The organism is Kribbella alba (genome assembly GCF_039529635.1).
GTDB lineage: Bacteria > Actinomycetota > Actinomycetes > Propionibacteriales > Kribbellaceae > Kribbella > Kribbella alba.
Map to the genome: position 1 here is coordinate 518,899 of NZ_BAAANE010000009.1, position 21,359 is coordinate 540,257.

General features: G+C 69.5%; 15 protein-coding genes. 11 read left to right on the forward strand and 4 right to left on the reverse strand.

Features of this window, described 5'->3' with window-relative positions:
- The first annotated feature begins 40 nt into the window (after nt 1-40).
- The 3 genes from uxaC to ABD210_RS27100 all read left to right on the forward strand — a co-directional run bounded on the left by uxaC (nt 41) and on the right by ABD210_RS27100 (nt 4,189).
- Nucleotides 41-1,453: a glucuronate isomerase gene (gene uxaC / locus ABD210_RS27090; protein ID WP_344115071.1), complete on the forward strand. Its 1,413-nt coding sequence runs from the start codon at nt 41-43 to the stop codon at nt 1,451-1,453.
- 326 nt (nt 1,454-1,779) lie between these two features.
- Nucleotides 1,780-3,108: an adenylyl-sulfate kinase gene (gene cysC, locus ABD210_RS27095; protein WP_344115072.1), complete on the forward strand. Its 1,329-nt coding sequence runs from the start codon at nt 1,780-1,782 to the stop codon at nt 3,106-3,108.
- The gene (locus ABD210_RS27100; RefSeq protein WP_344115074.1) at nt 3,098-4,189 is read left to right on the forward strand and encodes a CDP-glycerol glycerophosphotransferase family protein; all 1,092 of its coding nucleotides are present in this window, start codon (nt 3,098-3,100) and stop codon (nt 4,187-4,189) included. The genes cysC and ABD210_RS27100 overlap by 11 nt, the downstream gene beginning before the upstream one ends.
- Here ABD210_RS27100 and ABD210_RS27105 read toward each other — a convergent pair.
- The 3 genes from ABD210_RS27105 to ABD210_RS27115 form a co-directional block, all read right to left on the reverse strand.
- The gene (locus ABD210_RS27105; protein ID WP_344115076.1) at nt 4,170-5,207 is read right to left on the reverse strand and encodes a LamG domain-containing protein; all 1,038 of its coding nucleotides are present in this window, start codon (nt 5,205-5,207) and stop codon (nt 4,170-4,172) included. The two genes, ABD210_RS27100 and ABD210_RS27105, sit on opposite strands and share 20 nt — an antisense overlap.
- The gene (locus ABD210_RS27110; protein WP_344115078.1) at nt 5,204-5,371 is read right to left on the reverse strand and encodes a hypothetical protein; all 168 of its coding nucleotides are present in this window, start codon (nt 5,369-5,371) and stop codon (nt 5,204-5,206) included. Before ABD210_RS27110 ends, ABD210_RS27105 begins: the two co-directional genes overlap by 4 nt.
- A gap of 184 nt (nt 5,372-5,555) precedes the next feature.
- Nucleotides 5,556-8,903 (reverse strand): PKD domain-containing protein, encoded by a 3,348-nt coding sequence (locus ABD210_RS27115; RefSeq protein ID WP_344115080.1) that lies wholly within the window; start codon nt 8,901-8,903, stop codon nt 5,556-5,558.
- 390 nt (nt 8,904-9,293) lie between these two features.
- Here ABD210_RS27115 and ABD210_RS27120 point away from each other — a divergent pair, with 390 nt between their 5' ends.
- Genes ABD210_RS27120 through ABD210_RS27155 form a run of 8 tightly spaced genes read left to right on the forward strand, consistent with a single transcriptional unit; the run spans nt 9,294 to nt 19,885 of the window.
- Nucleotides 9,294-10,670, forward strand: coding sequence for an O-antigen ligase family protein (locus ABD210_RS27120; protein WP_344115082.1), 1,377 nt, complete (start codon nt 9,294-9,296; stop codon nt 10,668-10,670).
- Complete coding sequence (locus ABD210_RS27125; RefSeq protein ID WP_344115084.1) at nt 10,667-11,902, forward strand: hypothetical protein; 1,236 nt, start codon at nt 10,667-10,669, stop codon at nt 11,900-11,902. Before ABD210_RS27120 ends, ABD210_RS27125 begins: the two co-directional genes overlap by 4 nt.
- A complete protein-coding gene (locus ABD210_RS27130; RefSeq protein ID WP_344115086.1) occupies nt 11,899-12,813 on the forward strand; it encodes a sulfotransferase family protein in 915 nt (304 codons plus the stop codon). The genes ABD210_RS27125 and ABD210_RS27130 overlap by 4 nt, the downstream gene beginning before the upstream one ends.
- A complete protein-coding gene (locus ABD210_RS27135) occupies nt 12,810-14,117 on the forward strand; it encodes a GumC domain-containing protein (RefSeq protein ID WP_344115087.1) in 1,308 nt (435 codons plus the stop codon). Before ABD210_RS27130 ends, ABD210_RS27135 begins: the two co-directional genes overlap by 4 nt.
- Nucleotides 14,117-15,070 carry a glycosyltransferase family 2 protein gene (locus ABD210_RS27140; protein WP_344115088.1) on the forward strand — a complete coding sequence of 318 codons (954 nt, stop codon included), beginning with the start codon at nt 14,117-14,119 and terminating at the stop codon, nt 15,068-15,070. The genes ABD210_RS27135 and ABD210_RS27140 overlap by 1 nt, the downstream gene beginning before the upstream one ends.
- Nucleotides 15,071-15,078: 8 nt before the next feature.
- Nucleotides 15,079-16,974, forward strand: a complete 1,896-nt coding sequence (locus ABD210_RS27145) for a hypothetical protein (RefSeq protein WP_344115090.1) — start codon at nt 15,079-15,081, stop codon at nt 16,972-16,974.
- Complete coding sequence (locus tag ABD210_RS27150) at nt 16,974-18,578, forward strand: oligosaccharide flippase family protein (RefSeq protein WP_344115092.1); 1,605 nt, start codon at nt 16,974-16,976, stop codon at nt 18,576-18,578. The genes ABD210_RS27145 and ABD210_RS27150 overlap by 1 nt, the downstream gene beginning before the upstream one ends.
- Nucleotides 18,575-19,885, forward strand: a complete 1,311-nt coding sequence (locus ABD210_RS27155) for an RCC1 domain-containing protein (RefSeq protein WP_344115094.1) — start codon at nt 18,575-18,577, stop codon at nt 19,883-19,885. The genes ABD210_RS27150 and ABD210_RS27155 overlap by 4 nt, the downstream gene beginning before the upstream one ends.
- A gap of 4 nt (nt 19,886-19,889) precedes the next feature.
- On the opposite strand, the gene ABD210_RS27160 is transcribed toward ABD210_RS27155, so the two are convergent.
- Complete coding sequence (locus tag ABD210_RS27160) at nt 19,890-21,107, reverse strand: glycoside hydrolase family 26 protein (protein ID WP_344115096.1); 1,218 nt, start codon at nt 21,105-21,107, stop codon at nt 19,890-19,892.
- Nucleotides 21,108-21,359: the final 252 nt, after the last annotated feature.

Below are 21,359 nucleotides of genomic sequence, written 5' to 3' on the forward strand. Positions count from 1 at the left end.
TTGCAGCGACTGTTTCAGCCGACCCCTTCACGGAGGACTCATGCCGAAGGCTCTGCAGCCCCACCCGGACCGTGCGCTGCCCGCCGGCGAGGCTCGGGAGGTGGCCCGGCGTATCCACGACTCCACCCGGGGCCTTCCGCTGTTGTGCTTCCACGGCCACGTCGACGTCGCCCTTTTCGCGACCGACGAGGCGTTCGGCAACCCGGCCGACCTGCTGGTCGTGCCGGACCACTACGTCACCCGGATGCTGATCTCGCAAGGCGTCCCGGCGGACCGCCTGGGCCTCCCCCGCCTCGACGGCACCGGGACGGCCGAGCCGCGCGAGATCTGGCGGGAGTTCTGCTCGCGCTGGCACCTCTTCCTCGGCACCCCGAGCCGCTACTGGCTCGAGCACGAGTTCGCCGAGGTGCTCGGGCTGACGGTCGCGCCTTCCGCGGAGACCGCCGACGTCCTGTACGACGAGATCTGCGCGCGACTGGCCGAGCCCGAGTTCCGCCCCCGGGCGTTGCTCGACCGGTTCGGGATCGAGGTCATCTCCACCACCGACGCGGCCACGGACGACCTCGCCCAGCACGCGAAGCTCGCCGCGGATCTGCCCGGCCGGGTGATCCCGACCTTCCGCCCCGACGCACTGGTCCACCTCGCCCGTTCCGGGTGGAGCGACCTGACCCGCCGGCTGGGCGAGCTCGCCGGCACCGACACCTCGGCGTACGACGGCTATCTGGAAGGCCTGCGACTGAGGCGACAGGCTTTCGTCGCCGCGGGTGCGCGGGCCACGGACCACGGGCACTTGAGTGCGGCGGCTGTGCCGCTGGACGACGCCACAGCGCGCCGGATCTACGACACGGCGCTGCGTGGTGAGGTCACAGCAGCAGACGCGGAGATCTTCGCGGGTCACATGCTGTTCCAGATGGCGGCGATGTCGGCCGACGACGGCCTGGTCATGCAACTCCACCCCGGCGTACTGCGGGACCACGACCCCGCGATCCACGCGACGTACGGGCCGGACCAGGGACATGACATCCCGGTCGCCGCCGAGTTCACCCGGTCGCTCCGGCCGGTGCTCGAGCGCTTCGGTCACGCCGAGGGCTTCCGGATGGTCCTGTTCACCGTCGACGAGACCGTCTACTCCCGCGAACTCGCTCCGCTGGCCGGCGTCTACCCGAGCGTCCGGCTCGGAGCGCCCTGGTGGTTCCTGGACAGCCCGGACGGCATGCGCCGGTTCCGCGAACTGGTCACCGAGACGGCCGGCTTCTACAACACCTCCGGCTTCGTGGACGACACCCGGGCGTTCCTGTCGATCCCGGCCCGGCACGACCTGGCCCGCCGGATCGATGCCGGCTATCTGGCCAAGTTGGTGGTGGAACACCGACTGGACGAGGACGACGCCTTCCGTGTCGCCAAGGACCTCGCCTACAACCTCGCCGCCGACACCTATGCCCGCCGCCCCTGACCGGCGGTTCCCCTGCGGGTCCCCCGCGGCTCCTGGCGCGGCTCCCCTGCGGCTCCTGGCGCGGCTCCCCACCGGCTCCTGGCGCGGGTCCTTCGGTGCGGCTCCTTCGCGCCCGGTCTGCTGGCATCGGGGCGGCGAATAGGTCAGACTATGGCGGGTGACCCAGGGTCACCAGGGGGAGATCGATGGGGCCTGCGAGAATGCGGGCGTTGACAGCTGGGGGGCTGGTCGTGCTGGAGGACGTTACTCGTATGCCGCTGCGCGCAGTCAGGGAACCACGCCCGGCCTCGCCGGTGCTGTGTCCCTGCGACCGGACAATGGCCGACGTGAGGCTGTCGCTGCTGGGAATCCGGCTGCCGTTCGCCGTTCTGGGCGATGCCGCGGCCGGTGAACCACCCGCGGCCGGCCGGGTGCGCGTCCCCGCCACGACGGCGGAGCTCGCCCAGGCACTGACCGTCGGCGAGACAGTCATCGGCGACTGCGAGTCCAATCCAGTCGCCCTACTCACCGGCCTCACAGTCTCCGGCCGCACAGTCTCCGGTACGCCGGGGCCGGGTGCGGGCTGGATCGAGGGGGCGTTGCTGCCGGTCGACCCCGATGTTGCCGCGCTGCCTGTGCGTAAGGGCGAGACCCGGGTCGTCGTCGCTCCGGCGCGCCCGCTCACGGCGGCGGATGTGGAGCACCTGCGCGCGCTGGACATCGAGGACATCGTGCTGGTGGTTCCGACCGCAGGCACCGGCCCGGACGGTCTGCCGGCGGCGGTGCTCAGGCAGTGCTTGGAGCAGGCAGCACCGTCGGACTTCACCCTTGTCCCCCTGCCTGTGAGCTGGCGCGGCACGACCGTCGACGAAGACGTGGCGAGGGCGATCACGACCGGCCTCGACGGAACCCACCTGCATCGACTCACCTCCGCTGCCGAGTCAGGCGGCGGCCTCCCTGCCGAGTCAGGCAACATCCTCTGGGCGGACACTCTGGAGAGCTTGCAGCAGGCAACAACCGCTCCAGCCCAGAGCCCGGATTCCCTGCTGGAGCAGGTGATGCCGATCCTCACCCGGTGGCGTCCGCCGCGCCGCCAGCGCGGTCTGGTGGTCTTCTTCACCGGCCTTTCGGGCTCCGGCAAGTCCACCCTGGCGAAGGCTCTGGCGGATCACCTCGCCACAGATCGCGCGGTCACCCTGCTCGACGGCGACGTCGTCCGGCGGATGCTGTCGTCCGGACTCGGCTTCGACCGGGCCGGCCGCGACCTCAACGTCCGCCGGATCGGCTTCGTCGCCGCCGAGGTCGCCCGGCATGGGGGCATCGCCGTCTGCGCCCCGATCGCGCCGTACGCGGAATCGCGGGCCGCCGTCCGCGAGCTGGTCGAAGCCGTCGGTGACCTGGTCCTGGTCCACGTCGCGACGCCGCTGGCCGAGTGTGAACGGCGAGATGTCAAAGGCCTTTACCGCAAGGCCCGAGCCGGCGTCGTCACCCAGTTCACCGGCATCAGCGACCCGTACGACGAACCGCTCGACGCCGAGCTGCGGGTGGACACCACAGGCACGTCGCTGCCGGAGTCCCTCGCGGTCATCACCGACTACCTCGCCATCGGCGGCTGGGTCCCAACCAGCGCGGGCCGGCCCGACACGATGCAGGAGGTGCCGGTCGATGAGCGGTGACACGGTGGTCTTCGAGAGCTGGCGAGGCAGGTACTCCGACAGCCCGCGCGCGATCTCCGAACGGCTCGGGGAACTCCGGCCCGAGCTCCGCCGCATCTGGGTGGTCGCGGACGAGTCCGTCGAACTGCCGCACGACGTCGAACGCGTCGTACGGAACACACCGGCGTACTTCCGGCGGATCGCCACAGCGCGGTACTTCCTGTCCAACGACATGATGCCGAGGTACCCGCTCAAGACCTCCCGGACGACGTATGTGCAGCTGTGGCACGGGACTCCCCTGAAGCGGATCGGCTTCGACGTACCGCAGGCGCAGTACGCCGGTGCTGACGTCTACGCGCGGCGGCTCGCGAAGGACGTACGGCGGTGGGACCACCTGGTCTCGCCGAACCACTTCTCCACTGAGAAGTTCCGGCAGGCCTTCCGGTACGACGGGGCTGTGCTGGAGATCGGCTATCCCCGCAACGACGTACTGTCCGGTCCGGGCGCGGTGGAGCTGCGGGACAAGACGCGGGCCGAGCTGGGACTCGGGCCGTCCGTGCGGGCAGTCCTCTACACGCCGACCTGGCGCGATGACGCGCTCACCGCGACTGCCGAGCCCAACCCGCTCGCCGCGGACTTCGAGCAGGTGCTCGGCGGGTTGCCTGACGAGACCGTGCTGCTGTTCCGCTTCCATCACCTGGTCGCGGCGTCGTCACCCGTGCCGCGGCATCCCCGGGTCGTCGACGTCAGCGATCACCCCGACATCCAGGCGCTCTACCTCGCCTCCGACGTGATGATCACCGACTACTCGTCGACCATGTTCGACTTCGCGGTCACGCGGCGGCCGATGGTCTTCTACACCTACGACCTGGCCGACTATCGCGATCAGTTGCGCGGGTTCTACTTCGACCTGGAGGCGGAAGCACCTGGGCCGCTGGTGACGACGACCGCCGAGCTGACCGGAGTACTGAAGGATGCGGAGAGTCTGCGCACCCGGTACGCCGCGGCGTACGAAGCGTTCCGGGAGCGCTACTGCCACCTGGACGACGGGCACGCGTCCGATCGGCTGATCGAGAAGGTCTTCAGGTCCGCAGGTAGCTGATGTTGTCGATCCAGCCGTTGAACTGATCGGTGGACGACTTGATGATCTCGCCGTCGGCTCCGGTCTTCGCGCCGATCGACAGCGGCTCCGCGCCGGTCAGCTCCAGCGGCCCGATCGCCCCGGTCTTCGAGACCACGGCCGGCTGCTGGGTCGAGCCCAGGTTCTCGACCGTCAGCGTCACGGTCTTGTCCAGCCGGTGACAGGTCAGGCGGTACCAGTTGGCCGCGGCCAGTGCGACCTTCGACTTCACCACCACCGCACCGTCCGTGCCCCGGACCACGCAGGACGCGTGGTGCTTGTCGACCTGGATCTTGAACTGGGCGGCATCGGCGAACAGGCCGCGCTGCATCACGTTGTCCCCGTTGTCGATCGCGCTTCCGCTGGACTGCGCGTCCAGCCGGATGTCGGCGCCGAAGCTGAATTCCGACTCACCGGGCGACAGCCACTCCTCCGGCTCGACTCGCAGTGCCCCGAACGAGCCCTTGGCCTCGCCCGAGTAGGCCGGCAACCGCAGCGCGATGCCGCCCTCGTGGCCCGGCTGGAAGGTCGTCTTCGGCTTGTTCCGGCTGAGCACGGCGACCTCGATGGCCGCGGATCCCTCACCCAGGATCTCGCGTCCCTCGGACGACCCCGGCTCCTGGTCGTCGAAGGTGAGCAACAGTTGGGGCTCCGGCGGTGGCGTGGCGGTGGGTGCCAGCGGGTCCGGACCCTCGATCTGGGCCCCCGCCGCCGAGTCACAGGCGACCAGGCAGCCCAGGACAGCCATCGTCGTACCGACGGCTGTCCACCGTCTCGTCCTGCGTGGCATCCGCCACCTCCTGACCGAAGCGTAGTGCCCGCGAACCGATGATCCGCACATCGAGAACCCAGCAGAAGTGTTATTGAAGTTGCCGATGGCAACCAGGGAGTTGCCGTTCGGGCTGACGTCCAGCTTGATCGCAGTGGGGATGCCACCGTTGTGGACACCCGTGATCGCCAGCCCCATGTACGGGTCGTAGGCGCCGGTAGTCGCGTTCACCCGATGACGTTGTCGAAGTACCCGCCCGGCGTGAAGTTCGCCGGGTCGTCGCTGACCACCCGGTCCTGCGTGACCTGGACGGCCTGGCTTGCCTGCACCGGCACCAGCCAGACGGTGATCGCCGTGGCAACCGCGAGCATGACGGCACAAGACTTCCTGCGCACAGATCCTCCACTTGCCCGCGACAACGACCGCGGACGCATCCCCCTATGTCGCAGCCCGGATTCGGCGCGACTCCCCAGAGGGGAGTAAACACCCAAACGCGCTGTCGGTCAGCAACTCATCCACAAATGGCACGAAGTGCACAGCCGCCGACCCGAAGAGGCCGGCGGCTGTGGTGTCGATCGATCAGCTCGGTGCGAGCACGACCGAGAACATCAAGGCCCGGGCGGACGCGGTGTCGGCGGTCGCGGTGAGGCCGCCCACGGTCCCCGGAACCAGCGGGCTGTCGCTGTCAGCCGCGAGCGCGGTGATCCGGCCGGAGCCGGCACCGGTGCTGCTCGCCCTGGAGGTGGTCCCGCCCGGCGCTGCCATCGTCGTGGTGGCCGACGACTTCTCGGACCAGTAGCTGACCAGTCGGCCGCCGACGGTCGAGGTGGTCAACGTCGGCGTCGTGTGCCCGGTCTGACTGACCGTCTCGCTACCGGTGGCCGAGTTGGCGATCGCTGCTGCTCCGCGATAGGCGAGCAGGGTCGCATCTGCCTTGGTCAGCGCCGAGGTGGTCACCACGACCGCGCTGCCGGCGTCAGCCGCCGTGGCGGTCTTCTGCCACAACCTGGCTGCCTGGTTGGTGGATCCGACCGTCTCGACCAGGGTCCAGCCAGCAGGACCGCTGATGGTCGGAGCCGGGTCGTTGTCGCCGAAGAACAGCAGCAGGGTGTCCCCCGCGGCGACTGCGGCCGGCACCGTCGTGGTGAAGGTCGAGGCGTTGCCGTTCACCCGGCTGGACCCGACGAAGTCCACCGATCGGGCCGGGTCGACGACCGAGACCGACCGAGTGGTGGATGCCGTCGCGCCGTCGTTGTCCGTCACGGTCAGGCTGACCGTGTACGTCCCGGCCACCGCATAGGTATGGGATGCCGTCACGCCGCTGCCGGTCGAGCTGTCGCCGAAGTCCCAGGCATAGCCGGTCAGTGTGCCGTCCGGATCCTGCGACGCCGAGGCGTCCGTGCTGCAGGAAAGGTCGGTGCAGTTGCTGGTGAAGCTCGCCGTCGGACCCTGGTTGATCCTGGTCACCGTCACCGGGTGGGAGGTCGTCTTGGTGCCGCCCTCGTTGTCGGTCACCGTGAGGCTGACTGTGTAGGTGCCGCTGGACGGGTAGGTGTGGGACGGTGTCGCCCCGGTGCCCGTCGTGCCGTCACCGAAGTTCCATGCATAGCCCGTGATCGGCCCGTCCGGATCGCTCGAGGCGGACCCGTCGTACGAACAGGCCAGGCTGTTGCAGGACTCCCCGAAGGTGGCCGTCGGCAACGTGTTGACGTGGGTGACGACCTTGCTGACGGTCTTCGTGTTGGTGCCACCGCGGTTGTCGGTGACGGTCAGCCCGACCGAGTAGGTGCCGGCCGCCGCGTAGCGGTGCGACGGGTTGGCGTCCGCGCTCGTCCCGCCGTCACCGAAGGTCCACGCGTACGACGCGATGGTGCCGTCCGGGTCGGTCGAGCCGGTCGAGGAGTACGTGCAGTTCAGGTCCGAGCAGGTGACAGCGGCCTGTGCCGTCGGCAACGTGTTCGGTCCCTGGCCGGTCGGGTCCTGGTAGAGGAAGAGCGTGCGGGACCGCCAGTCGATCCCCGTCGACAACGTCTGCGCCGTGCCGGACACCGGAGCGCCGGTCACGGGGTTCCAGGTGGCCCTGCGCAGGGTGCCGTCGGTCGACTGGGCCCAGTAGAGCGTGTTGCCGGCCAGGAACATGCCGTTCATCTGGGAGAAGTTGATCCCGGTGAGGTTGCCGGTCGCGGTGAAGACGTTCGCGCCGACCACGTTGCTCTGCGGCGTGAAGTACCGGTAGAAGAGCGAGTTGCTGCCGGAGCGGGTGTAGTAGATCCGCCCGGCGTCGAAGAACATGCCGGTGATCGTCTGCACCTCGCCGTGCCAGGTGGACATGGTGGTGAGCAGGTCACCGGTGTTCACCGGCGTCGGCGCACCGAAGGTGGTGCCGTCGAAGCTGCGCTGGTTGAAGCTGCCGTCGGACCAGCCGGCGTACAACTGGCCGTTGAGCATGAACGCCCCGCGGTTGTTGCTCCACGTCAGTCCCCCGTTCGGCACCGAGGCGAGCGGTGTCGCGGTGGTCCCGTTGTACGAGGACCTGCTCACGGTGTTGCCCCAGGAGACGGTGATGCTCCCGCTGCGCCGCCCCGCGACGTACAGGTTGTTCGGCAGGTTCGGGGTGTTGTTCGGCAGGATCACGCCACCGCCGTTCAACGGGAAGAACGCGATCCGGGCGTGGTACTCGGAGGCGCCGATCCGGTCCGTGTCCGAGCCGACCCACAGACCGGCCGGAGTGGGCAGCAGGTCGAAGACACCGACACCGCGGTCCCTGGTCGGGTTCCACGACAGCGGCAGGCCGTTGACCGGGTCGAGCGCCGCGATTCCGGGCCGGGAGACCGCACCCTGGCCGGGGGTGTCGGCGGCGAACGGGTTGTTCTGCCAGCGGGCGTGACCGCCGGTGTACACGACCGTGCCGGTGATGGCGACCGCGTAGGTGGTGTCACCACCGGTGTTGTCGATCCACTTGGCGGCCAGGCCGGAGCCGCGGGCGCCGATGTTCCAGCGCGCGGTGGAGTCGCACGAGATCATCGACCCGCCGTACGCGCCGGTGGTGGAGATGACGAAGTACGAGCCGTCCGGCGAGATGTCGAGGTCTCGCATGTAGGTCTCGAAGCTCTTCGAGCAGGCGGTGTTGTAGAAGTTCGTCTGCCAGTTCTCCACCGCCGCCGAGGCGCCGGTCAGGTTCAGCATGAACGCCTGGTGGTGCTTCACCGCGGAGATGGTGTCGAAGTTGCCGATGGCAACGAGCTCGCTGCCGTCGGGGGTGATGTCGATCTTCATCACGGTGGTGATGCCGCCGTTGTGCACGCCCGCGATCTGCAGGGACATGAACGGGTCGTAGGCGCCGGTGGTCGGGTTCACGGTCGCCAGCGCGGGCTGGGCGTTGCCGGCCACGGTGGTGAACAGGCCGGCGATCCACAGCCGTCCGTTGGACAACCGCAGGTCCTTGATCCTGCCGTCCAGCTTCGGCGCCTTGAAGCCGGAGACCCGGGCGCCGGAGGTGACGTCGATCCGCGCCAGGCTGGGCGAGCCACCGCCGCTGATGTTGTTGAAGTACCCCGCGACGTACGCCGTGGTGCCGTCGCCGGCCGGGATGATCGTGCTGACCTCACCGTCAGGATCGGGCACGAAGGTGGTGTCGATCGCGCCGGTGGTGGCGTTGAACGCGGCCAGGTTGTGCCGGACATAGGTGGTCGTGCCGTCACGGGACTGGATCTGGGAGAAGTCACCGCCGATCATGATCCGATCGCCGAACTGCTGGATCGACTTGACCGATCCGTCCAGCACGTTCGGGGTCCAGTTGGCCGGATCGTCGCTGACGAGATGATCCTGGCTGACGTGCACGGCATCGGCCGACGGCGCCAGGAAGACCACGAAGCCCGCCAGCGCTGTGACCAGCGCGACGAGCAGACAGACAACGGACTTGCGCACAGTTGTTTCCTCCCCGGCCCGGGCGGCACTCAGAAGGCCGCCGGACACACCCTTGCCCGCCTTACCAGTGGTAAGGCAGGTCCCCTTGGTCGGACAGTAAACACCCTCGGAAGCAATCCCTGCACCAATTCGTCCACGAATCGCTTGCCGAGGGCCCGAAGTCGCGTTACAGAGAACCTCCGGCCACTCGGATCTCACCGACAGTGACCGGAATGCGAGATCGCGATGCCGCCTGCCGGACACCTGCCGGACACCCGGTGGTCACGGACAGCTGGCGAACTGGTCACCGATCATTGGCGATCCGTGGGCCGTGCACCTATTCTCTTCCCGGGGGGAGCCGGTTTCCGGGGGGCGGAACGCTTGGCTCACAGATCGGGTGGGGGAATCCAGTTGTCGCCACACACTGTCGGCGCAGGCGTCGGCACGGCCACTGCTGTCCTGCCGCGTCGGCGTCGCCGTTGGCCGGCGACGTGGCCGCTGTCCGTTCTCTTCCTGGGTTTCCCGCTGTGGTGGGTCCTCGGCATCACCGAGTTCGCGTTCTTCCTGGCCGCGGTGCCGATGGGCTGGTCGCTGATCAGCCGCCGCACGGTGATCGCGCCGCGCGGCTTCGGCTGGTGGCTCGGGTTCCTGGCCGTCGTCCTGCTCAGCGGCACGATGCTTTCCACCGACGCGCCGTTCAGCAACACCGGTCCCCTCGGCGGCACGCTGCTCACCTTCACCTACCGGCTGATCTGGTACCTGGTCGCCACCATCGTGTTGCTGTACATCGGCAACACCGACAAGGCCGAACTGCCCACGGCCAAGGTTGTCCGGTTGCTCGCATGGATGTTCGTGGTCACCGCGGTCGGCGGTCTGCTCGGTGTGCTCGCGCCGCACTTCGAGTTCAGTTCGCTGCTCGAGATCGTGCTGCCCAAGTCGATCGCGGACAACCGCTTCCTGCACGCGCTGATCCATCCGGCCACCGCGGACATCCAGAGCGTGCTGGGCTTCGCGCAGCCGCGACCGCGGGCGCCGTTCGCCTATGCGAACTCCTGGGGTGCCAACCTCTCGTTCTATCTCCCGTTCTTCCTGTACTCCTGGTTCGGCCGCGACGGCGGTTGGCGGCGGCTGGCGGGCTGGCCAATCCTGGTGATCGCCGCGGTCCCGGTCGTGTACTCGCTGAACCGCGGACTGTGGGGCGTCCTGGTCATAGGCGCGCTGTACGCCGTCGTGCAGGTGATCCGGTTGCGCGGCTTCAACGCGGTGGCCTGGCTGGCACCGGTCGCGGTGCTGGCGATCGTCGGCGCGCTGCTGTCCCCGCTGCCGAACATGGTCAGCGAGCGGTTCTCCCACCAGCACAGCAACGACCGCCGCGGCGAGTTGGCGATCAAGACGGTCGAGTCGGTCATCAAGGGCTCACCGCTGATCGGCTTCGGCAACACCCGGGACGTGGAAGGCAGCTTCGGCTCGATCGCCGGTGGCGCGACACTCGGCTGCCCGGCCTGTGCCGTCCCGCCGTTCGGAACCCAGGGCCACCTCTGGCTGGTGGTGTTCGCCCAGGGACTGCTCGGCACGGTACTTTTCCTCGCCTTCTTCCTGGTCCGCTTCGCCAGACACGTCCGCAGTCGCGAGCCGATCACCATTATCGGTCTGGCTCTGCTCATCTTCTTCCTGATCGAGATCGTGGTTTACGACACCTTGGGCTCTCCACTGTTCACCCTGATGATCGCGCTCGGCCTGATGTGGCGGACCGATCGCGACGCCCCGAAGGCAGAGGTCGCGCCATGACGGCCGCAGCGGAGCAGAACACCGACCGCCTGCTGCGGACGGTTGCCCGGCTCTGGCCAGGCCACGACGTACAACTGCTGCGCAACCGCCGGCGGGACCGGTCCGCGCGTGAGTTGATCTTCGTGCCGTCCATGTCCTCACCGCGTCTGCTGGTGCCGGCAGGTCGGCCCGCAGCCGCATCCAGTGGGCTGCGCCGGTTCAGCCGGGCACTGTCGACCAAGGAACGTGCCGTCCGCCTGGTCGGTTCGGTCGCCCTGCGAGCCGGCGCCGAAGGGCTGCTCACCGACCGGATCCGGATGACGCCGCGGGCTGCCGCCGAGGGCTCGATCGAGCAGCACCTGTCCGAGGTCCTCGGTACTGCCGTGGTGGTCGGCCTGGGCGTGGGATCCCTTCGGGCCAACCAGAAGCCGATCCTGCAGGCGTTCGACCAGCGTGGACGGTGTATCGCCTATGTGAAGGTGGGTGACTCCGACCTCACTGCCGGTCTGGTCGGACAGGAAGGTGCCGCGCTGGCCGACCTCGCGAAACGCGACTGGCGGCTGCTGGAGATCCCCGCGCTGCTCCACCTGGGGAACTGGCAAGGCCTAGAACTGCTAGTGATCTCCGCGGTCGACACTGCGATCCGTCCGGCGGGTGGCCCGCTGCTGCAACCACCTCTGGACGCGCTCGACGAGTTGTACGACCGTTTCGACGAGGGATCGGCCGCGCTCAGCGCATCGGCGTACTGGCAGAATCTGGTGAGCACTGCGGGTGAAGTCGACGACGTGCGGCAGCGCACGGCGTACCAGGAGGCGCTGGCGCGGCTCGCGCAGAGTCACGGTGACGAAGAGGTCCGCCTGACTGCCTGGCACGGTGACTTCGCGCCGTGGAACCTCGGCCTGCGCGGTGGCCGCCTGCAACTGTGGGACTGGGAGCGGTTCGCCACCGGAGTACCGGCGGGCCTGGACCGGATTCACTACGTGCTGCACACGAGCACCCGCGCCGCCGGGTTCTCCGCCGAGGTGATCGACGCCGCGCTGGCCAGCCCGCACACCCACCACCCGGCCTGTCCCCCGCCGGCCCAGGACCTGCTCGCCGTCCTCTACCTGGCGTCCATCGCCGCGCGTTACCTGGTCGGCAGCCAGGGCGCCCAGGGCGAGGTGCTCCGTCCGACGACCGAAACCGTGCTCGACGCGCTGACCCGGCACAGCCGGCGGATCAGCGCGCGGGCGCCGAAGGGATCCACCCGATGACCACCGCCAAGACCGGGCTGACCGCCAAACGCACCGCCGTACTGCGTTCCACCCGCGAGGTCATGCCCGACGGCACGCAGGAGGCGATCCGCAAGGCCACCCGCGCGGTCGGACGGGCCACCGCGGGCGTGCGAATGCTGCCGGACTTCATCGTTGCGGGCGCCCAGCGTTGCGGTACAACGACGCTCTACCGACTGCTGGTGGAACACCCGGCGATCGTGCGGCCCCTTTTCCACAAGGGGATCGGGTACTTCGACGTCGGCTACGACAACCCCTGGTCCTGGTACCACGGGCACTTCCCGGTGGCTCCGGTGGCCGCGGCCCGGACCCGGAAGGTCGGCCGGCCGATGACGTTCGACAGCAGCGGCTACTACATGTTCCACCCGCTGGCCGCGGGCCGGATCGCGCAGCGCCTGCCCGACGTCAAGGTCGTCACCCTGGTCCGGGACCCGGTCGAGCGCGCGTTCTCGGCGTACAAGCACGAACTGGCCCGGGGGTTCGAGACCGAGGACTTCGAGACCGCGCTGGCGCTCGAACCGGAGCGGCTCGCTGGTGAGGTCGAGCGGATGCACGCCGACCCGTCGTACCAGAGCTTCCATCACCGCCACCACGCGTACGTCGGCCGCGGCCGGTACGCCGAGCAGATCGTCCGGCTGCAGGAGGCGCTGTCCCCGGAGCAGGTGTTCGTGATCGATGCGAACCGGTTCTTCGACCAGCCGGTCGAGCAGTTCGCCCGGCTGCAGGAGTGGCTGGGGCTCCCGGTCCGCAACCCTGCCAAGGTCGAGCAGGCCAACGCGCGGCCAAGCGCGCCGATGCCGGACTCGCTGCGATCCACCCTGCTGGACACCTTCGAGTCGTCCGACACCGAACTCACCCGGCTCCTCGGAGCCACCCCGAGCTGGCGCCGGTGAAGCCCGGCCGGCCGGCGCGCGACGACGCCATCCAGCTGTCCAGCTACCTGCGCGCGGTGCGCAGGGGGCTGGTGGCTGTCGGCGTCTGCGCTCTGGTCGGCACTGTGATCGGGATCGGGTGGCTCGTGCGGACCCCCCGGGTCTATTCGTCCACCTCGGCCGTCCTGGTCGCGGATGCGCCGCTCTACCTGGCCCGGCAGGGCGAGGAGAGCGCCAAGTGGTTCACCATCGACACCGAGGCGGCGCGGCTGGTCTCGGCGCCGGTCCTGGCCGCGACCCGGACTGCGACCGGCGAGCAGGACATCGAGGCGCACGTGCACCTGTCCGCTGTGCCGACGACCAAGGTGCTGAAGGTGACGTACCAGTCCACCAGCAAGGTGGCCGCCGAGAAGGGCGCGGCGACGATGACCGCGACCTACCTGCAGTTGCGCCGCGACGAGTTCGAGAAGCGCCGCGACAACCGGGTGGAGCTGATCGGTCAGCAGATCGCGACCCTGAACGCCCGGCTGGACGAGACCGTGATCAAGGGCAACCTGACCGCCGGCAAGGTGGCCGAGCAGCGAGCCAGCCGCCAGGCGATCGCCAGCCAGATCGCGGCGCGGCAGGCGGAGTCGCGACAGGTCCGCACCACCAGCGCCTACCCCGGCGAACAGGTGCGGATCGGTGGCACCACAACCGCCGAGCGGCTCAACCCGCTCGTGCCACCGGTGGCAGGGCTGATGCTCGGCGGGCTGGCCGGCGTGCTGCTGGCCGCGATCCGGTCCTCCCGGCTTGGTCGTGCTTCGGACGTGTCCCGGTTGGTGCCGGGCAGCTCGGTCGTCACGCTGCCGAGACGCTGGATCGGCCGGCCGGCCGGCACAACCTGGGACCCGATCATCGCCGGGGTGCTGGACCGCGGTTCCGGGACGGTGATGATCGCACCCCCCGACCACGAACCGACCGAGGGCGGACGCGCCGCCGCGGACCAGCTGTCCGCGGCCCTGCGCGTCCATGGGCGGGAGACACGCGTGGTCGACCACACCGCGCTGTCCGCAGACCTGGTCGCCCTTACACAAGGTCGGACGAGGACGAACACCGTGCTCGTCACCAGCGGCGGCGTGACCACTGAGCCTGGCTCCGTGCTCGCTGCCCAGGCCGGTCAGGTCGTCCTGGTCGTCACCCCGCGGACCCGGCAACGGGCACTGGCCGAGGCCGTGCACCGGATCGCCGAGGTCGGCGCCACCATTCAAGGAGTCGTTCTCCTGACCCGGTTCGCCTTACCGGCGCGCCGGTTCGTGCCCGCAGTGCTGAGAAGGAGCACCTGATGAGTACATCCCCCGTGCCGACCGGCATTGTGGCTCCGGCGGTCAGCGTCGTGGTCGCGACACGGAACCGGCCGGAGCTGCTCCGCAAGGCGCTCACCTCGATCGCGGTCCAGGAGTACGACGGACCGGTGGAGCTGGTGGTCGTCTACGACCAGAGCGAACCCGAGTCCGGCCTGGCCGCGGGCCTGCCGCTGACCGGGCAGGCCGGCGAACGCAGTGTGCGGGTGATCACCAACACCAGGACGCCCGGCCTGGCCGGTGCCCGCAACAGCGGCGTGGCAGGGTCCTCCGGCGAACTGCTGGCGTTCTGCGACGACGACGACAGCTGGCGGCCGGACAAGCTGCGGAACCAGGTATCGATGCTGGCGGCAACGGACGCCGGACTGTCGGTCTGCGGGATCGTGATCACCATCGGGGACCAGACCCACGTCCGGGTCCCGACCCCGGCGGACGTGACCGTGGACGAGCTGGCCCGGCGCCGGGTGATGGAGGCTCATCCCTCCACCGTGCTGGTCCGACGGACGGCGTTCGACCGGATCGGCTGGGTCGACGAGGACCTGCCCGGCGGGTACGCCGAGGACTACGACTGGATGCTCCGGGCGCTGGCCGCGGAGAAGGTGGCAGTGGTTAGCAAGCCGCTGGTCGAGGTGCTCTGGCACCCCGGCTCCTTCTACACCGCGCGCTGGGCCGTCATCATCGAAGCGCTGGACTATATGGTCGACAAACATGCCGTGATCCGGAACAGCCCCCGTGGCCTGGCCCGGATCTACGGTCAGAAGGCGGTGGCGTACGCGGCGTTGCGGCGCCGCTCGGACTCGTCGCGGTGGGCTCTGCGAGCCCTCCGGCTGGCACCTGGTGAGAAGCGCGGATATCTCGCGCTGGCGATCGCATCCGGGGTCGTACCGGCGAACAGAGTTCTGCAGTGGGCGAACGCGAGAGGGCGAGGAATATGAGCAGCACGATGACGGAGACGACAGGGCCGGCGCCGATCAGCCGGTTCAGCTGGTCGGGGCTCGCACGCAGGCTGCCGGTCGTAGTACTGCTGCTGGTGGTCGGTACCGGCCTGGGCTTCCTTGCCGCGAGGCAGCAGCCGGCCACCTACACCGCGACCGCGACCGTGCTGGTCGAGCCGGCCGACGGCAACCCGTACGCGCCCGGCACCCGCGGCCAGAACCTGGCGAACCTCGGCACCGAAGCCCAACTGGTCAGCTCGGACGCGGTCGCGCAGATCGCCAAAACGACGCTGCGCAGCAACGCGTCGGTCGCAGCCCTGGTCGAGCAGTTGGCCGTCACCAACCCGCCGAACTCCCAGGTCCTCGAGGTGGCGTACAGCGACATCACGCCGACGGCCGCGCGGAACGGCGCCAATGCCTTCGCGAACGCCTACCTGGTCGCGCGGGAGAGGCGTGCGGCCCAGTCGGTGCAGGCACAGATCAACAACCTGACCAAGGCTCGCACGGCCAACCAGTCCGCCCTGCAGCGGAACGTCGCCGCGCTGGCGAAGACCACGACCGGCTCGCCCGCCCGGGCGCTGGCCGAGCAGCGGGTGCAGGCCGCGACCACCGAGGCCTCGAAGCTGGAGAGCCAGATCAGCGACCTACGGCTGTTCCAGGGTGAGCCCGGCCAGGTGCTGTCGCCCGCCACGGTGCCGACCGGTGCGGCCGGACTGCCGGACTGGATCATGCCGGCCGCCGGTGCGGCTCTCGGCCTGCTGCTTGGTCTCGTGTTCGCGATCTGGCGGGCGCTGAACGACCGCACCCTGCGGACCGCCGACGACGTCAAGGCGCTCGGCTACCCCGTCTTGAGCACGGTCACCACGACGGCTGTGGAGCACCCCGAACTGCTGCTCTCCGATGTCGCCGCGGAGCTGCCGGAAGGCGCTCGACTGCTCCGCAGCGTGCTGGGTGTCACCAGCCCCGACGGCGGCGCGGTGCTGCTGGTTCCGGCCGGTGCTGTCGAGTCCCACACCACCACTCCCCTGGTTCTCGCGGCCGCTTTGGCCCGTGCGGACCAGAGCGTCACGCTGGTCGACACGGACGGCGAACTGACCCGGGTTGCGCAGCTGACCAGCATCAAGGGCCTGTCCGAGGTGCTCAGCGACGGCGCCCACGCGTATGAGGTGGCCAAGGAGTACCAGCCCGGGCTGCGCTTCGTCCCGGTCGGCATCCAGCACAGCGGCTCGGTCGACAAGCTCGCGTCGCCGCAGATGCGCACGTTCCTGGACATGCTGGTCCCCGGCTCCCGGTGGCTGCTGGTCGCCGGCCCGATCGCCTCGGCACCGGAGATCCTGACCCTGGCCGACCTGTGCACCGACGTAGCGATCCTGGTCAGCCTCGGGCGGACCACCTCCGTTGAGCTCCAGCACGCCGCCGAGGCCGTCACCCGAGGCGGCGCCAAGCTCGCCGGCATCGTGCTCGACTCGCCGGAGGAGCACGGCCTGTTCCACCGCTCCACGCACGACGAGTCCAAGCACGACCAGAACGACAGCCCCGCGGTCGTCGAGATCGTGCCTTCGCCGCCGACGGCGGCCGCTGCGGCGCCCGTGGTTGTCTCAGTGGACGCCCAGACCGAGGAGCTGCCCAAGATCGACGCTCGGTTGCCGTCGGCCACCAACGGCTCGGCCCTCAATGGCACGGCCCTGAACAGCACGGCCCTGAACAGCACTGCGCAGAACGGCACTGCGCAGAACGGCACGCCGAAGAACGGTCCCGCAGCGAACGGCACAGCTGCAAACGGCACAGCTGCGAACGGCTCACCGGCAGCGAGCCCGAACCCGGTCACACCGGCTGCGACGCCATGGTTCCAGGATGCCGGGGACGACTCCGACGACCTCGCGAGCTCGCGGAGAAGGATGTAGTGGCCGCTCCGCTCACCGAGACCGCGGGCGCACACCCGCCCAGCCTGAACAAGATCGCCCGCGGTGGTTCCGCCAACCTGGTCGGAACCGCGGGCGGCGCGGTCCTGACGCTACTGCTCACCTGGGTGGTCACCCGTGCCACCGACGCGACCGTGGCCGGTGGTCTGTTCGCCCTCACCTCGGTCTTCCTGATCGTGGCGGCCGTCGCGGAGCTCGGCTCGGACGTGTCGTTGTCGAAGTTCCTGCCGCACTTCCTGGTCGAGGACCGGCTGGCGGATGCCCGGACCACCGCCCGAATGGCGGCGCTCGTTTCGCTTTGCGGTGGTGGCTTGGTGGCCGTCGTGCTCATCGTGCTTCGTGACGAGGTGGCGGATGCCCTGCTGGGTGCCGCCGACCCCACCGCGGGGAACGGAGCAGTCGTAGTACTGGCGATCTGCATCCCCCTGGCCGCCCTGATGAACACCGCTCTGTCCGCGACCCGCGGGCTGGCCTCCATCAAGCCGACCGTGCTGGTCGACAAGATCGGCCGCGCTCTGCTGCAGGTCGGCTGCATCATCGTGGCCGTCGCCGCAGGCGCCGGGCTCGGTGGGCTGACGATCGCCTGGGCCGTCCCGTACGCCGTTGGCGCGATCGTTGCCGTTGGCTGGTTCCTGGTGATCGAGCGGCGGCTGGTCGCCCGCAGCGGACCAGGCCGGCCCGCGTTGTCCCGCAAGGCGCTCTGGCGCGAGTACGCCCTCTACACCTGGCCACGGGTGATCTCCCGGATCAGCCAGAGCATCCTGCAGCGTGCGGACATCGTGCTGGTCGCGGCACTCCGCTCACCAGCCGAGGCTGCGGTCTACACGGTCGCGACGCGGCTGTTCGTGATCGGCCAACTGGGGACGCAGGCGATCCAGCAGGTCGCCGCACCGCACACGAGTGCCCTTCTCGCCTCCGGCGACCACAAGGGCACCAAGCGGGTGTTCCAGACCATCACCGCTTGGACGATGTCGCTTACCTGGCCGTTCTTCCTGGCCTGCCTGTCGCTCGCGCCGTTCCTGCTGCACCTGTTCGGTGGTTCCACGTACCGCAGCGGGCACGGCGTGGTCGTAGTACTGGCTGTGGCTGCGCTGCTTGCTGCAGCCGGTGGTCCGGTGGACCTGATCCTGCTGATGGCCGGTCGTAGTGGGCTCAGCCTGCTGAACAGCCTGGTCGCCCTCGGGGTGAACCTGGCCATCAACCTGCTGCTGATCCCGCCGCTGGGCATCATCGGCGCGGCCATCGCATGGGCGTCCGCGATCCTGGTGCGCAACGTCCTCGGCATGGTCCAGGTGTCGACCACCCTGCACTGGCTGCCGTTCAGCCGGCTGTCCGTGTACGTCGGTGGGCTGGCGCTCGTGTGCTTCGCTGTCCCGGCCCAACTGATGGAGCTCATCGGAGACCCGACCGACGGCCCGCTTGTCGCCGTTCTAGCGGCGGGTGCTGTCATGTACGTTGCCGCATTGTGGAAGCTGCGCGATCAACTGGCGCTGACGGCCTTCACCGCGTTGCTGACCCGCCGTCGCAAACCCGACCTGGCCGGCGTACTGCCGGCCGCAGAAGCAAAGCCGGTAGAGACGTCATGAGCTCTTGTTCGTCCAGGCGGCCGCGGGTGGCCGTCGCAGTACTGGTTCTGGCGGCCCTGACAGCGCTGACTGGCTGCGCCAAGGCGCGGCCGCTCGCTGCACCCAGCGCGCCGGGTCCTGCCACCACGGGTGGTCTGGTGTTGTCCAGCGGCTTCTCGGACGCGAGCCAGCTGGGCCGTTCGGCACCGACCGGGATCCGGACCAGCTTCGGGCCGGTCCTGGACTCCGCCGGGGCGAACCTGGTCGGTGTGGTGGACCTGGCGGCAGGCGAGCAGCACTCGCTGGCACTGAGCCACGACGGGCGGGTGCTGGCCTGGGGAGCCAACGATGACGCCCAGCTCGGCAACGGCACCCGGGCTCCGTCGGCTTCTCCGCAGTTCGTCCGGGCACCCGACGGCGCACCCGGTGAGTTGAGCGGTGTCATCGACATCGCCGCGGACTCCAACACATCCGTTGCCCTGCGCAAGGACGGCACCATCGTGGTCTGGGGCAGGGCGAACTCGGGCCAGCGCGGCAACGCCGACACGACCGCCGATCCGATGACGCCCAGCGTGGTCCTGAACCCGGGCGGTACCGGCCCGCTGACCGGCGTACGGGCCATCTCGGTGGACGGCGGCAGCGAGCTCGCGCTGACTGATCAGGGCACGGTGCTCGGCTGGGGCGACAACACCTTCGGTCAGCTCGGCACGTCGGCTCCCCCGGTGGCGAAGCTGCCCGTCCTCATCACCGGCGCCGGCAAGGCCCCGCTGACCAGGGTCCGGGGCATCGCGATCGGCGGCCAGCACTCGGTCGCATTGCTGGGTAACGGCCACGTCGTCGCGTGGGGGCGCAACGAGGTCAATCAGTTGGGCGACGGGACCGCGACCGGCCGCAACGTGCCCCAGCAGGTGCTGATCGGGCCAGGACGGCCCTTGACGGACGCGATCGAGATCTCGTCGGCGGAGAAGCACACCCTGGCGTTGCTCAAGGACGGCTCGATGGTCGGCTGGGGTCGCAACAACGGCGGTCAGCTGGGCGACGGCAACCTGAAGACGCGCGCGTTCGCGACCACGGTCCGGGGCCGCGCCAAGGATCCGAAACTCCTCGGTGTGCAGCACATCGTGGCCGGTGAGGGCTACAGCGTCGCAGTACTGCAGAACGGCGCCATCATGACCTGGGGTGCGAACGGCCGCGGCCAACTGGCCACCAGCGATCGCGCCGACCGGAGCAAGCCCGGGCCGGTCACCGTCGAGAACGGCGTGCCGCCGCCGAGCTGGGTGACCGCCGTCGGCGCAGGCCGCCGCCACCTCCTCATCGCCCTGCGCTAGCCGCCTACTTCTTCGGTACTGCGGGGGGCTTGAGCGGGGGCGTGTCGATCGCCTTGCGGAGCGTCGCCACGGACGGGTCGTCAGGTCCGAGCAGGGTCTCCCCGACGGTTCGGAACTCCGTCTCGTTCCAGTACACCAGCGCCTTCAGCTGGGGGTAGGCCGCCAGCTGGCTCGCCATCGTGCCGAACACCGCGCTCCGCTTCGGCTCGCCGAGTTTCCGGTCGACGCCCCACTCGGCCAGCATGATCGGCTTGTCCGGGTGCTTCGCGGCCGCCCAGGTGTAGAAGCCGGGCCAGTTCGGGTAGATCCGCTGGGTCCGGTCGACCGCGCGGCCCAGCCCGCTGGACCACTCCGGGTTGTCGCTGAAGATGTACGGGTCCTCCGCGATCCAGTCCACCACGTCGTCGCCGGGGTAGAGATCGTCGAACCACGGCTGGGATCCCCAGTGCGGCGTCCCCATGTAGTTCATCACGTAGACCGCGTTGGTCACGCCGTTGGAGCGCAGCCGCTCGACCACGTGCCGGAACATCGCCCGGTAGTCCTTGGCCGTCATCCCCGAACCCTCCGCGGGCCGGACTTCCTCCTCCGGCTCGTGGTGGATGGTGAGGAAGAACTTCTCCGGGAAGCTGGTCTTCAGATAGGAGGCCTCGGCATCGATCGCGGCATCCACGACCGGGTCGCCCGCGGCGACCTGGGCCCAGGTGCGGCCCATCTCCGGCTTCCAGTTGAGCAGCAGGATCCGCTTCTTGCCGGGTTCACGGGCCCGCTTGATCATGTTCGCGGACGGGAAGAGGCCCGGGCTCGAGTTGTAGTAGTGCGCGATGTCGACGGGCTGCCCGATCACCTTTTCGAAGGCGGGCAGCGCCTCGTCCCAGGACTCGTTCCCGATCGGGTTCGCCGCGGCGCCGAACCACACGCCGCACTTCGGCACCAGCAGTTCGGTGACGCCACAGCCGGGCGTCGGCGTCGGCGTACCGGGCGTACCAGGCGTACCGGGGGGTCCCGGCGTACCGGTCGGTCCCGGCGTGCCGAGAGGTCCAGGGGTCCCCGTCGGTCCGCGCGTACTGCTCGGTGTGGGGGCGATCAGGGCGCCTGTGCGGCCCTCGTCCTCCGACACCAGGGCGCAGCTGACCAGCCCGACGGCGAGCAGACCCGCGCCCACCGTCGCGGTCGTCAGCCACCGGTTCCAGCCCCGTCCCCCAGCCTGGGGTTGCTCAGTCATCACCGCATGCTACTGCGCGGATCGCCTTCAGAGAGCGATTTCCGGGCCCGCCGGCTTCGTGGTTGTGGCGGAAACGCCTTGCGGCGCCCAGGTTGCCACCTGGGCGCCGCAAGAGGCCGGCCGCGGGGGCTAGACGGTATGACGTGACGCCGTCGTGGTGACGGGGTTGCGGGCCGGGGCCTCACGCACACAGATTCGTGGGTTACCGAGCAGGGGCTGCCTGCTCGGCCTATCCGACATGTGTGGGAGGCC

Bases quoted from the DNA above. Each gene is read 5' to 3' on its own strand.
- ABD210_RS27100 (WP_344115074.1), top strand. From the start codon at position 3,098: ATGAGCGGTGACACGGTGGTCTTCGAGAGCTGGCGAGGCAGGTACTCC.
- ABD210_RS27130 (WP_344115086.1), top strand. From the start codon at position 11,899: ATGACCACCGCCAAGACCGGGCTGACCGCCAAACGCACCGCCGTACTG.
- ABD210_RS27140 (WP_344115088.1), top strand. From the start codon at position 14,117: ATGAGTACATCCCCCGTGCCGACCGGCATTGTGGCTCCGGCGGTCAGC.
- ABD210_RS27155 (WP_344115094.1), top strand. From the start codon at position 18,575: ATGAGCTCTTGTTCGTCCAGGCGGCCGCGGGTGGCCGTCGCAGTACTG.
- ABD210_RS27125 (WP_344115084.1), top strand. From the start codon at position 10,667: ATGACGGCCGCAGCGGAGCAGAACACCGACCGCCTGCTGCGGACGGTT.
- uxaC (WP_344115071.1), top strand. From the start codon at position 41: ATGCCGAAGGCTCTGCAGCCCCACCCGGACCGTGCGCTGCCCGCCGGC.
- ABD210_RS27145 (WP_344115090.1), top strand. From the start codon at position 15,079: ATGACGGAGACGACAGGGCCGGCGCCGATCAGCCGGTTCAGCTGGTCG.
- ABD210_RS27160 (WP_344115096.1), bottom strand. From the start codon at position 21,107: ATGACTGAGCAACCCCAGGCTGGGGGACGGGGCTGGAACCGGTGGCTG.